This window comes from Streptomyces sp. NBC_00390 (genome assembly GCF_036057275.1).
Lineage (GTDB): Bacteria > Actinomycetota > Actinomycetes > Streptomycetales > Streptomycetaceae > Streptomyces.
On the sequence record NZ_CP107945.1, the window covers coordinates 8,314,332 to 8,326,274 of the forward strand.

General features: G+C 68.5%; 10 protein-coding genes. 3 read left to right on the plus strand and 7 right to left on the minus strand.

The annotated features are described in order from the left end of the window. Positions 1-335: 335 nt before the first annotated feature. Positions 336-3,173: an AfsR/SARP family transcriptional regulator gene (locus OHS70_RS37195; RefSeq protein ID WP_328405027.1), complete on the plus strand. Its 2,838-nt coding sequence runs from the start codon at positions 336-338 to the stop codon at positions 3,171-3,173. Positions 3,174-3,371: 198 nt separating this feature from the next. On the opposite strand, the gene OHS70_RS37200 is transcribed toward OHS70_RS37195, so the two are convergent. Continuing rightward, positions 3,372-3,779 (minus strand): MerR family transcriptional regulator, encoded by a 408-nt coding sequence (locus OHS70_RS37200; protein ID WP_328405029.1) that lies wholly within the window; start codon positions 3,777-3,779, stop codon positions 3,372-3,374. 49 nt (positions 3,780-3,828) lie between these two features. On the opposite strand from OHS70_RS37200, the gene OHS70_RS37205 reads away from it, so the two are divergent. Next, positions 3,829-4,713 (plus strand): NAD(P)-dependent oxidoreductase, encoded by an 885-nt coding sequence (locus OHS70_RS37205; protein ID WP_328405031.1) that lies wholly within the window; start codon positions 3,829-3,831, stop codon positions 4,711-4,713. A gap of 253 nt (positions 4,714-4,966) precedes the next feature. Here the strand turns inward: OHS70_RS37205 and OHS70_RS37210 are convergent, their stop codons facing one another. The 5 genes from OHS70_RS37210 to OHS70_RS37230 are packed head-to-tail and all read right to left on the minus strand — an operon-like array spanning position 4,967 to position 10,608. Then, positions 4,967-5,941, minus strand: coding sequence for an ABC transporter ATP-binding protein (locus OHS70_RS37210; protein ID WP_328405033.1), 975 nt, complete (start codon positions 5,939-5,941; stop codon positions 4,967-4,969). Beyond that, positions 5,938-6,942, minus strand: coding sequence for an ABC transporter ATP-binding protein (locus tag OHS70_RS37215; RefSeq protein ID WP_328405035.1), 1,005 nt, complete (start codon positions 6,940-6,942; stop codon positions 5,938-5,940). Before OHS70_RS37215 ends, OHS70_RS37210 begins: the two co-directional genes overlap by 4 nt. Beyond that, positions 6,942-7,928 (minus strand): ABC transporter permease, encoded by a 987-nt coding sequence (locus OHS70_RS37220; protein ID WP_328405037.1) that lies wholly within the window; start codon positions 7,926-7,928, stop codon positions 6,942-6,944. Before OHS70_RS37220 ends, OHS70_RS37215 begins: the two co-directional genes overlap by 1 nt. Further along, entirely contained in the window at positions 7,925-8,848 is a 924-nt protein-coding gene (locus OHS70_RS37225; protein WP_328405039.1) for an ABC transporter permease, read from the minus strand. Before OHS70_RS37225 ends, OHS70_RS37220 begins: the two co-directional genes overlap by 4 nt. Before the next feature lie 14 nt (positions 8,849-8,862). Continuing rightward, on the minus strand, positions 8,863-10,608 hold the full coding sequence (locus tag OHS70_RS37230) for an ABC transporter substrate-binding protein (protein WP_328405041.1): 1,746 nt from the start codon (positions 10,606-10,608) through the stop codon (positions 8,863-8,865). 159 nt (positions 10,609-10,767) lie between these two features. On the opposite strand from OHS70_RS37230, the gene OHS70_RS37235 reads away from it, so the two are divergent. Continuing rightward, positions 10,768-10,923: a hypothetical protein gene (locus OHS70_RS37235; RefSeq protein ID WP_328405043.1), complete on the plus strand. Its 156-nt coding sequence runs from the start codon at positions 10,768-10,770 to the stop codon at positions 10,921-10,923. A 316-nt stretch (positions 10,924-11,239) separates the two neighbouring features. On the opposite strand, the gene OHS70_RS37240 is transcribed toward OHS70_RS37235, so the two are convergent. After that, positions 11,240-11,629, minus strand: a complete 390-nt coding sequence (locus OHS70_RS37240) for a DUF6968 family protein (protein ID WP_328405045.1) — start codon at positions 11,627-11,629, stop codon at positions 11,240-11,242. Positions 11,630-11,943 lie beyond the last annotated feature (314 nt).

The following is an 11,943-nucleotide window of genomic DNA, read 5'->3' on the forward strand; positions in this document are numbered from 1 at the left end:
CTGATGTACACGGCCCGTCGTCCGTGAGGGGCTCCCGCCGGTCTCCGCGTCGAGTGCCGAGGCGCCGTCCTCAGCGCGGACGAACACGTTGGCGTAGCCCGCCGCGAGGGCGTTGACCGGCCGGGAACCCGTGCCTGGCGGCCGGCGACGGCCCGTACCACCGGTTCCCAGCGGTGTTCTCGATCGTCACTTGCAAACCTTCACGGAAGGCGCTGCAATGCAGGTGAAATTTCGATGATGCGCGGCGGAGTGGAGGCTTCGGGGTGAACGGGGACCCTCAGAGGCTTCGGCTCGCTGTGCTCGGAGAGGTCCGGGCCTGGCGTGAGGTAACACCGTTGGACCTGGGGCCCGTTCGGCGACAGGCCGTACTGGCCGCGCTGGCGCTGCGCCCGGGCTTCCTGGTGAGCCACGAGCAGTTGCTCGACGGGGTCTGGGGGGCCGAGCCGCCGAAGTCCGGCCGCAAGGTACTGCCCAGCTACGTCTACGCGTTACGGCAGCTCCTCGACACGGAGGGCACCGGGCCGGCGGACTCGGTGATCCGCGGGGAACGAGGCGGATACCGCCTCGTCGTGGACGGGATCCAGCTCGACGTGGCGGACCTCGCCGAGCAGGTCGCCGGCGCTCAGCGCGCGAAGGCGGCCGGCGACCTGACCACCGCGATGAACCGGTTTTCCGAGGCGCTCGCCCTGTTTCGCGGCGAGCCACTGGCCGGGTTGCCCGGACCCTTCGCCGACGTCGAACGGCAGCGACTGTCGGAGCGCCTGCGCACGGTTCGAACCCAGCGGCTCGAGTGCTTGGTTCTGCTCGGCCGCTTCGCCGACGCACTGGACGACCTCGCCGCCCTGTCGCTGTCCAGTCCGTACGACGAGTCGCTGGTGGCGTTGCGCATGCGCGCGCTGTACGGCAGCGAACGCCAGGCGGAGGCGCTGAACGTCTATCAGGACACGCTCGAGCGCCTGCGCGACGAGCTAGGGGTCGGTCCTGGTGATGAACTCCGCCGCGTACATGAAGCGGTGTTGCGCCGGGACGACGAACGCCTCCTCGGTCCGGCCATGGCGCGCTCCGCCGCGCTGCCCACCCGGCCGGGGCTGCGCCGCGCAGTCAATGAACTGCCGGGCGATGCGGGCCACCTGATCGGGCGGGAGGTGGAGCTGGCGCAGCTGATCGTGCCTTCTGTGCCCGGATCCGTATCGATCGTGACGGTGGACGGTACGGCCGGGGTCGGCAAGACCGCGCTCGTCGTCCGCGCGGCCCGTGAGCTCAGCGCCCGTCACCCGGACGGCTGTCTGTTCGTGGACCTGCGCGCGCACAGCAGGCAGCGGCGGCAATCGCCGGAGCAGGCGCTGCAGCGACTGCTGCGATCGCTCGGCGCACCCAAGGGCGAGTTGCCGAGCGACCTCGAAGAACTCACCGCCGTCTGGCGCGCGGCAACCAGCCCGCTACGACTGCTCCTCGTGCTGGACGACGCCCTGGACGCCGACCAGATACGACCGCTGCTTCCCGCAGGAGCGGGAAGCACGGTGCTGGTGGCGGGCCGACGACGGCTGGCCGAACTGGACGCCGACCGACGGGTCTCCCTGGAGCCTCTGGAGAGCGGGGATGCGGTGTCCCTGCTCTCGCACATCATCGGAGAGGAGCGCGCGAGCAGGGAGCCGGAGGCGACGCGTCAGCTGGTCGGGCTGTGCGACGGGCTGCCGCTGGCACTGCGCATCGCCGGATCGCGGCTGCAGAACCGCCGTACCTGGACGGTGGAGTACCTGGTGGGCCGTATGGCAGGCGATGAGCACCGGCTCGGTGAACTGAGCGTCGGGGATCGCAGCGTGGAGGCGACCTTCCGCCTGTCGTACGACCAGCTCGCACCCGAGCAGCAGCGCGGATTCCGCGCCCTGGGTCTGGCACCGACGGTCGAGTTCGACGTACTGACGGCGGCGACCATGCTCGACCGGCCGTCCTGCGACACCGAGCAGATCCTGGAAAGCCTGGTCGACACGAGTCTCCTGCAGCAGCCGCGTCCGGGCCGCTACCGATTGCACGACCTGGTTCGGGTGCACGCACGACGCCTCGCGGAAGCCACGCCCGCCGAAGCCGCCGCCGCGCGCACAGCCGCGCTCCGTCTCTATCTGGACGCCGCCCGGATCACCAGTGACTTCGGCTCTGCCGGTTTCCCCACCGGACCCCGGCCCGCCGACGCACCGTTCACACATTGGCAGGACGCGGAGACCTGGCTGGACGCGGCCGGTGGCGAGCTCGCCGATGTCGTCGGACACGCCGCGGTCCTCGGCGAGGCCGATCATGCCTGCTGGATCGCCGAGGCGCTGGTCGACTACTTCGTACGCCAGGGCCGCTACCACGAGTGCCAGACGGCCCTTGAGATCGCACTCGCGCACGTGGACGAGGCCACCGACCAGCGGATGGCCCTCGCCCTGCGGAACTGCCTGGGCTACACCGGCGTGTACCAACGCCGGTACCGACAGGCCCGCACCTGCGTCACCGAGGCACTGGACCTCAGCCGGCGCCGCACCGACCCGTTCGAAGAGGCCCGGGCTCTCGCCGCGCTGGGGGCTGTCGACCTGAGTGTGGGCGAGGACGACCGGGCTATTCGCCATCTCACTGCGGCGGTGGACCTGGCCCGACATCTGAGCAACGACTGGATCGCCTCCATATCACTCGTCACCCTCGGCCTCGCCCACCAATTCCGGCGACGGAACGAGGAGGCGCTGGCCTGCTTTGCCGACGCCCACACGCACGCCGAGACGGACGGCAGACCGCGCGTACTGGGCAGGACCTTGACCTGCGCCGCCGATGTCCACCTCCGGCTCGGCCACTACGGTGAGGCCAAGAGCCGGTTCCGTCAGGCGGTCGAACTGGGTGAGCAGGTCGGGGACATCTTCCTCTGCGCGCGCAGTCTGACCCGGCTGGGCACGGCGGAGCTGGGCGAGGGAAACCTGAACGCGGCCGTAGCCCTCCATCACCAGGCCCTTCTCCACCACCAGCTGCTGTCCCCGATCACCGACCCCAGCTACCACTGGCTGGAGATGGACATCCGCAGTCGGCTGGGCCACGCCTACTTGGCGACGGGCCGCGTCCACGAGGCGCGTGAGCAGTTCCAGGCCGTGCTCGACGCGCACGCCGCCCGTGCACTGGCGATTGAGGGGATCGGCGCGGATCTTTGATCGAATGAGTAGAGGGTGCTCCTGACTGGGGAGATGGGCTTGTCCAAGGCTCCGTCCAACGGGGAACGCACTCACCAGGTGAAGCGTGCGGCTCTGCCTCCGCGTGTTCGTGTCCAGGCAGGGGCGTCGGCGGTGGTCTCGCAGGCGGGTGGGGTGCTGCTGGTCGAGACGGTCGGCAATGTGGGGCACCCCGTCTGCTCAGGCGGGGACGGGTTCCAGGTCAGCATCGTCGAAGGGTGGATAGCTCACGCTGCCCATTCGCTCGGCCGCATCGATGTAGTCGGCAAGTGCGTCGCGGGATTGAGCGAGCCTCTCCATCTGATCGTCCAGTCGCCGCAGCCGTGACCGCATCGCGGCCAGCAACTCGGAACAGCCGGGCAGCTCCGGGGCCTCTCCAACCGCACAGGGCAGCAGGTACGCGATGTCTTCGGAGGACAAACCGGCGCCGAGCAGGTGCCGGATCTGCTTCACCCGTAACACGGCGTTCTCGTCGAACTCGCGGTAACCGTTCGCGCCGCGGTCTGCCTCCAGCAGGCCCTGGGCCTCGTAGTAGCGCAACTGATGGGCGTTGACGCCCGTCCGACGACTCAGTTCCCCGATCCGCATCGCAACCTCGCTTGACCTTCACACCGGTATCAACGTTGACGATGCTGCCATGAACAACAAAACCGATACACCCGTGACAGTCATCGGACTCGGACGGATGGGTCAGGCACTCGCCGGCGCGTTCCTGAAGGCCGGGCATCCCACAATCGTGTGGAACCGTACGACCTCCAAGGCCGACCAGTTGGTGGCCGAGGGTGCACGGCTGGCGCCAACGGTTGGCGACGCGCTCAAGGCAGGTTCCCTGACGATCATCTGCGTCACCGACTACCAGGCCATGCACGAGCTGCTCGGCGCGAGCGATATCGAGCTGGACGGCACGATGTTGATCAACCTGACCTCGGGCGACTCGGCCCAGGCCCGGCAAGCCGCCCAATGGGCCGACCAGCGAGGCGCCCATTACCTGGACGGCGCCATCATGGCCATCCCGCCGGCGATCGGGACCGTCGAGGCGGTGATTCTGCACAGCGGGCCGCAGTCGGACTTCGAGGCACACAAGTCAATACTCGAAGCACTCGGCACCGTCACCTACCTTGGCGCGGACCATGGGCTGGCGTCCCTGTACGACGTGGCCGGCCTGGCCATGATGTGGAGCGTCCTGAACGCCTGGCTCCAGGGCACTGCCCTGCTCAGGTCGGCCGGTGTTGACGCCGCAACGTATGCGCCGTTTGCCCAGCAGATCGCTGCCGGTGTGGCCGAATGGCTGCCTGGATATGCCGAGCAGATCGACAGCGGCTCCTTCCCGGCCGAGGTGTCGGCCCTGGAGACCGAGGTGCGGTCGATGGCGCACCTGGTCGAGGAGAGCGAGGCGGTGGGTGTCAACGCCGAACTGCCGAAGTTGATCAAGGCGATGGCCGACCGTTCGATCGCAGCCGGACACGGAGGGGAGCAGTATCCCGTGCTGATCGAAGAGTTCGGCAAACCCAGCGACGACTGACCGGTCCCGACACTGAAATCCAGCCTCGGGCTTTCGCGTGGCGGGCTGTCCGGATCATGATCACGAACATGGAAGGTACCTCTGGACCACCAAGGCCGAAAATCCACCAGTTGAACTGGCGAGCCTTCACGAAAGCTCGAGGTTGGATCGCTGATTCCAGCCCGTGATGCTATGTCAGCAACGGAGGGGAACTGACGATAGGCGGTTCGTGGAGTGACGAAAGGGTGCCGGGGCACGGCCGTGTTCAGGCGGCTCAGGCCGCTTCGGGGAAGTGGCAGGCCACCTGGCGCACCGCCCCCGGCGCTGTGATTCGCAGGGACGGTTCCTCGGTACGGCAGATCTCCTGCGCCTTGTGACAGCGCGGATGGAAGGTACAGCCGGGCGGGGGAGCTGCCGGGCTGGGCGGGTCACCGAGCAGGGTGATCCGCTCGCGGGACCGTTCGGCGGCCGGGTCGGGCAGCGGTACGGCGGACAGCAGCGCGCGCGTGTACGGGTGGGCCGGGGCGGCGTAGACCTGTTCCTTCGCGCCGATCTCGACGATGCGGCCCAGGTACACCACGGCGACCCGGTCGCACACCCGTTTGACGACCGACAGGTCGTGGGCGATGAAGAGGTAGGCCAGGCCGAGTTCGCCCTGGAGCCGCTCCATCAGATTGACGATCTGGGCCTGGACGGACACGTCGAGGGCCGAGACCGGCTCGTCGGCGACGACCAGCCGGGGGCCGGTGGCCAGTGCGCGGGCGATGCCGATGCGCTGGGCCTGCCCGCCGGAGAACTCGTGGGGGTAGCGGTCGATGTGTTCGGGGATGAGCCCCACCAGCTCCATCAGTTCAGCGGCGCGCTTGCGTGCGTCCGCTGCGGAACTGCCCTGTACGAGCAGCGGGTCGCAGATGATCCGGGCCACCGTCTGACGGGGGTTGAGGGAGGAGTGCGGGTCCTGGAAGACCATCTGCAGGTCCTTGCGGAGCGGCTTCAGCTCCCGCTGTGACAGGTGGCTGATGTCGCGTCCGTCGTAGGTGACGGAGCCGGCGGTGGGTTCCAGAAGCCGGACGATCAGGCGGCCGGTGGTGGACTTGCCGCAACCGGACTCTCCGACAAGTCCCAGCGTCTCGCCCGCCGCCACGTCGAATGTGATGCCGTCGACGGCCCGGACCGGGGCGGATCGCCGTCGTCCGGGAAATGTCATCGTCAAGTTCCGTACAGCCAGCAGGGGTTCGATGCACGTCATGAGGCGATGCCTTCGTACGCGGGGAGGTGGCAGGCGGCCGGATGCCCGGCCGGGCCGTCGAGGAGGGGGAGTTCCTTCTCGCAGTGGGAGCGCTCCTGGTCGGAGGCGCGGGCGAGCCTGGGGCAGCGGGGCGCGAACGCGCAGCCGGGGGCCGGGGTGAGCAGGGACGGTGGGGTGCCGGGGATCGCTCTCAGGGGTTCGTCGTCGCTGTCGTCGAAGCGGGGAAGGGAGTCGAGCAGGCCGCGGGTGTAGGGGTGGGCCGGTGCCGTGAACAGGGTGTCCACGTCGGCCCTTTCGACAGCCCTGCCCCCGTACATCACCAGCACCTCGTGGGCAACGCGGGCGACCACTCCCAGATCGTGTGTGATCATGATGACCGCCAGCCCCCGTTCCTGCTGGATCCGTGCGATGAGCTCCAGGATCTGCGCCTGGACGGTGACGTCCAGGGCGGTGGTCGGCTCGTCCGCGATCAGCAGTTCGGGTTCGCAGGACAGGGCCATCGCGATCATCACGCGCTGGCGCATGCCGCCGGAGAACTGGTGCGGGTACTCCCGCACCCGGCGTCTCGGCTCGGGGATGCCGACCTCGGCCAGCGCTTCCACGGCCCGCTCACGGGCGGCTCGTCTGCCGCTGCCGAAGTGCACGCGGTGGTGCTCGGCCATCTGTTCGCCCACGGTGTAGTACGGATGGAGGCTGGAGAGCGGATCCTGGAAGATCATCGCCATTTTCCTGCCGCGCAGCCGGTTCAGTTCGCGCTCCGGCAGACCGGTCAGCTCCCGGCCGCCCAGGACGATGGAGCCGGAGACGGAGGCGCCGGTGTGCAGGCCCATCACGGCCAGGGAGGTGACGGACTTGCCGGAACCGGACTCGCCGACAATGCCAAGGGTCTCTCCGTGCCGCACCTCGAAACCGAGGCTGTCCACGGCCCGCACGGGACCGTGAGTGGTGGTGAAAGTGACCGTCAGGTCCCGTACGCAGAGTGCGGGTTCAAGGTCGCCCATCAGTACCTCACTCGGGGGTCGACGACGGCGTACAGCAGGTCGACGGCCAGGTTGGCGACGACGATGAAGGTGGCGGCGAGCAACGTGACGCCGAGGATGACCGGCTGATCGCCGGTGGACAGCGCTCCGTAGAAGAGCCGCCCGATGCCCGGGATCCCGAAGATGGACTCGGTGATCACCGCGCCCGCGAGCAGCCCGCCCAGGTCCATCCCGAAGATGGTGAGGATGGGCGTCATACCTGCCCGCAACCCGTGCTTGACCACGACCGTGCGGCGCGGCAGTCCCTTGGCGCGGGCGGTGCGGATGTACGGCTCCGCCATCGTCTCGATCATCGAACTGCGGCTCTGCCGCGCGTACATGGCCGCGTACAGGATGGCCAGGGCCAGCCAGGGCAGCAGCAGGTTCGAGGCCCAGTGGAGGGGGTCGGAGGTGAACTCCACGTATTGCGGGTAGGGGAGGAGGCCGGCGGTCCGGATCAGCCCGTAGATGAGCATCACCGAGGTGAAGTAGACGGGCAGGGAGGCGGCGGCGACCGCGCCGACCATCAGGGCGCGGTCGGTGAGGGTGTCCTTGCGCAGGGCGGCGGTGACTCCCGCGGTCAGGCCGAGGAACAGCCAGATCACCGCGGCCCCCAGGGCGAGAGAAGCGGAGACCGGGAGCCGGTCCGTCAGCAGGTCCCACACGCCTTGGCTGTTCTCGTACGAGTAGCCCAGGCAGGGGAAGTCGCAGTGCAGCGCGTACTGGCCGCTGCCCATGGTGCGGCCGGTGAAGATGCCGGTGACGAAGTCCGCGAACTGCCGCCACAGCGGCTGGTCCAGGCCCATGTGGGCGCGGATCGCCTCCAGTCGCTCCGCGCTGCACGACTTGCCGCAGGCCGCGGCAGCGGGGTCTGCGGGCAGGACGTAGAAGATGGTGAAGGTGACGGCCGCGACGGCGATCAGGACGCCGATGACGCCGAGCATCCGGCGGCCGAGGTAGACGATCACGTGCGGCTTCCTCTCGGGTCGAGGACGTCGCGCAGCGCGTCGCCGAGCAGTGTGAACGCGAGCACGGTGAGGAACAGACAGAGGCTCGGGATGACGAAGTACATCGGATCGGTGTCGTAGAAGGCGACGCTCTCGGCGATCATCTGCCCCCACGAGGGGGTGGGCGGACGGACGCCGACGCCCAGGTAGCTCAGGGCCGCCTCGGTGGCGATCATCCCCGGGATGATCAGAGTGGTGTACGCGATGACGGGCCCGGCGACGCCCGGCAGGATGGACCGGCCGATGATCCGCCAGGGCCCCGATCCGGCGACGCGCGCCGCGTCCACGTACTCGCGATGCCTCAGCGACAGTGTCTGGCCGCGCACGACGCGGGCAATTCCCGGCCAGCCGAACAGGCCGATCACGGCGGTCATCAGGACCACCCGGTTGACGTCCCTGGCCACGGACATCATCGCGATCATGAAGATGAGGGACGGGAAGGACATGGTGAGGTCCATCAGGCGGGAGAGCACGGCGTCGGTGCGGCCGCCGAAGTAGCCGGCTGCGACCCCGGCCACCGTCCCCGCGATGACGACGATCGCGGTGGCGGCGAAGGCGATGAGCAGGGAGATCCGGGCGCCGTGCACGACACGGGCGAACAGGTCCCGGCCCGTGACGGGTTCGACGCCGAGCCAGTGCTCGGCCGAGACGCCGCCGAACGGACCGATGGGCTGTCCGCCCAGATAGGGGTCGACGGCGGACTTGTCGAACTCCTCGGGGGACCAGCCGCCCAGCGCGCTGAGCAGAGGAGCGGCCACTGCCATGACCGCGAAGAGCGCGACCACGACGAGCGAGACCTTCACAGAGGAGCGACGGCGCAGTTCCGCGCGGGCGAGCTGCCAGGGGCTGCTGCCCACCGGAACGGAGACTGTGGAAGCCATGAGGTGACGTACCTTCAGTTGCCGCTCTTGGAGGGGTCCTTGAGGCCGACCGTGGCGTAGTCGATCTGGCCGCCGAAGGATGTGTGGCCGAAGGCGCCCGCGACGTTGGTACCGAGCAGGAGGGGCATGCGCTCGATGACGGCGGGTGCCGCCGGGGCCTTGGCGAGGATCTGTCCGTCCAGCTCGCGCCACGCCTTGCCCGCCTGCTCGGCATCGGTCATGGCGGCGATCTCGTCCATCCGCTTCATGCTCGCCTCGTCGCGGAAGAGCGAGTGATTGCCGGAGTTGCCCTTCTCCTTGATGTAGCGGCCGTCGAAGACGAAGGGCAGGAAGGTGGAACCGGAGGGGTAGTCGGGGCACCAGCCGGTGTAGACAAGGTCCGTGCGGTTCTTGGTGTCTCCGATGGTGTCGTAGAAGGCGGACGGGTCCACCGTCTCGATGGTGACCTTGATCCCGGCTCGGCCGAGGGACTGCTGGATCGCCTCGCCGACCCCCTTGTCGCCGTTGGAGACGGTGATGCTGGTGGAGAAGCCGTCCGGCTTGCCCGCCTCCTTCAGCAGCTGCTTCGCCTTCACCGCGTCACCGGTTGCGGGAATCCTCAGGGTGTCGGGCTGGCTGCCGCCGAAGAGCGACCCCGGCATGTAGGCGGTGGCCACGTCGTTGAGGGCCGGCCCGCCGGAGGCGGTCAGGATGCTCTCGCGGTCCAGGGCGTACTGCACGGCCTGACGCACCTTGACACTGTCGAACGGCGCACGGCCGGTGTGCAGTTGCACCATCTCGGTGCAGTTGGTGGACTCGGCGAGCAGCCGCTTTCTGACATCGTCCTTGGTCAGCACCTTGGGGGTGCTCTCGGGGCGCAGCTTGCCCCACGGCACGGCGGAGGCGTCCTGGCCCCGGCCTGCGATGAGCCGGTCGTCGATCTGGTTGCCCTTGAGCCCCATCACCACGACCACCTTGTCCGGATACGCCTTGCGCACCGTGTCGGTGCCCGGGTCCCAGTGGGTGTTGCGGACCAGCAGGAGCTGCTTGTCCCGGTCGTATGACTCGATCTTGTACGGCCCCGACGAGAAGGGGCGGTTGTCGTACTGGGGCCCCTTGTCCTTCGCCTTCGGCACCGGGGCGAAGGTGGGCAGGACCGTCGCGTAGGGGAACTCGGCGAAGGGCTTGCGCAGTTCGAAGACGATCGTGTGCTCGTCGGGGGTCTTGATGGAGTCGAGGTGCTTGCCCTGGGCCGGGCCCTGGTAGCCCTCCGCGCCGGCAAGGTAGCGGGCCGCGTAGTCGGGGCCGCCGGGCAGGTCGGGGGAGAAGGACCGCTCCACGTTGTACTTGATGTCCTGAGCGCTGATCGGCGAGCCGTCCTCGTACTTCAGGCCCTTCTTGAGCCTGAAAGTCCAGGTCTTGGCTCCGTTGGAGGAGACGCCGAGGTCCTCGGCGAGGTCGGGTACCAGCTCCCCGCCCTTGGCGCCCGGTTGTGCCTTGTACGTGACGAGGGTGCGGTAGAGCAGCCGGGTTCCGAAGTCCATGTCGCCCATCACCCAGTTACGGGCCGGGTCGAGGTGGGTGAAGTCCTGGTTGGACAGGACGGTGAGGGTGCCACCCTTCTTCGGCGTCCCGCCAACCACCTGGCCGTTGTTGGTCGTTGCGGGATTCTTGCCGTTGCGGGTGCCGCTTGCCTCCGGCCCGCCGGAGCAGCCGGATAAGCCGAGGGCGAGGGTCGCCACCAGCGCTGCGGCGAGAGAGGTGCAGGCGTGCTTGTCCATGAGTGGTCACTCCGGAAGCAGTCGGACAGCCTAGGACTGGAATGTGACCCGTAACATAGTAATGTGACATTGCACTGACAAGGTGTCGGGTATCTCGTTACCCACCCGTGTCCGAGGAAGGGGGCCGCCTCACGGCCCCATCGGCTGAGCACCCTCGGCATGGGGGACGGTTTCGAACGGATCCACTGGCTGCACGACGAATCCCTGGACACAGACAGCGAGTTGACGGACGCCTTCCTTCACCAAGTGGAGGCCCTGACCGGTGTCACCGACGCCCCGCTGTTCGCCGCCATGCAGGACGCGCCGTACGGGTAGGGCCGGTCCGACCTGCTGGGCGGCCTCCCGGGCACTTGCCGGCTTTCCCGGGTTCGCGGAGGAGGTGAACCCTCTCCTGCTCACCGGGCAGATGATCTGCTCCTGGATGTTCCGGGAGATCGAGGGCCTGCGGGGATACTGCGGCCCTCCTGGCCCGGCGCACCAACTGGCCCCCGCTCTACGGCCCTCGCTGCCTGACGGGCGAGAATTGTCCGGAGAACTGACCGCATTGCTCTCACGCGCCGCGGGTCCGTCGAAGTGGGCGCGGGTGGCCGCTTCGACCTGCCGGCGAACTTCGCCAGACCCGGGGGACGGGTCAGCCTGTCCGCGGGACGCCGGGAGGCCGGCCGGGGAGCTTGTGCACCTCCGGGTCGACCTTCAGGCCAAGGTCGGGCATCCCCAGCCAATCCAGCCGGACCGACGCTGCCTCTGCGCGCTCGGCCAGTTTCAGCTGCAGGCTGTACACGCCGAGCAAGAATGCCTGCAGAGAATCGACCCCGAAGGACACGTGGACGCTTTCCTCGCCCAGGCCCACAATTTGATGGGGGCAGTACCAATCGGTGTGCGGCTTCGTCTGTGACACCCCGTCCATCAGAGTGTCCGGCTGCGGTTTTCCGATCCTCACCACCACCGACATGCCGCCTCCGTCCTCAGCGACGGTGTCTATCCGCCGCTCTGCTACAACCTCGCCGAGTTCATAGGTCATCGTGGGCTCTCCGATTCATCAGCTCGAACGCGCGGGACCTGCACGGTAACAAGGGCCGATGGCTTCGACGCCGAACACCGACCACGATGCGCGCGCCTGGGCCGACCTCCCCATCACCCCCTCCAGTAACCACACCGTCGCACCGCTCACCTTTCCCTGCACGAGACCGACATGGCCGACTCGGGTGTGAGCGTGCCTGCGCCTCCACGGCCAGTCCCGTCCCGCTCACCGCGCACCCTCTCCCGGCACTGAAAGAGGTTGGCTTCACCCGCCTTTGGTCCTGCACCCGCCAGGTGCTCGTGGTGGTGTGCGGG

Excerpts from the sequence above, each read along its gene's own strand:
- OHS70_RS37200 (WP_328405029.1), bottom strand. The coding sequence starts at position 3,779 with ATGCGGATCGGGGAACTGAGTCGTCGGACGGGCGTCAACGCCCATCAG.
- OHS70_RS37205 (WP_328405031.1), top strand. The coding sequence starts at position 3,829 with ATGAACAACAAAACCGATACACCCGTGACAGTCATCGGACTCGGACGG.
- OHS70_RS37225 (WP_328405039.1), bottom strand. The coding sequence starts at position 8,848 with ATGGCTTCCACAGTCTCCGTTCCGGTGGGCAGCAGCCCCTGGCAGCTC.
- OHS70_RS37235 (WP_328405043.1), top strand. The coding sequence starts at position 10,768 with ATGGGGGACGGTTTCGAACGGATCCACTGGCTGCACGACGAATCCCTG.
- OHS70_RS37240 (WP_328405045.1), bottom strand. The coding sequence starts at position 11,629 with ATGACCTATGAACTCGGCGAGGTTGTAGCAGAGCGGCGGATAGACACC.
- OHS70_RS37215 (WP_328405035.1), bottom strand. The coding sequence starts at position 6,942 with ATGGGCGACCTTGAACCCGCACTCTGCGTACGGGACCTGACGGTCACT.
- OHS70_RS37210 (WP_328405033.1), bottom strand. The coding sequence starts at position 5,941 with ATGACGTGCATCGAACCCCTGCTGGCTGTACGGAACTTGACGATGACA.
- OHS70_RS37230 (WP_328405041.1), bottom strand. The coding sequence starts at position 10,608 with ATGGACAAGCACGCCTGCACCTCTCTCGCCGCAGCGCTGGTGGCGACC.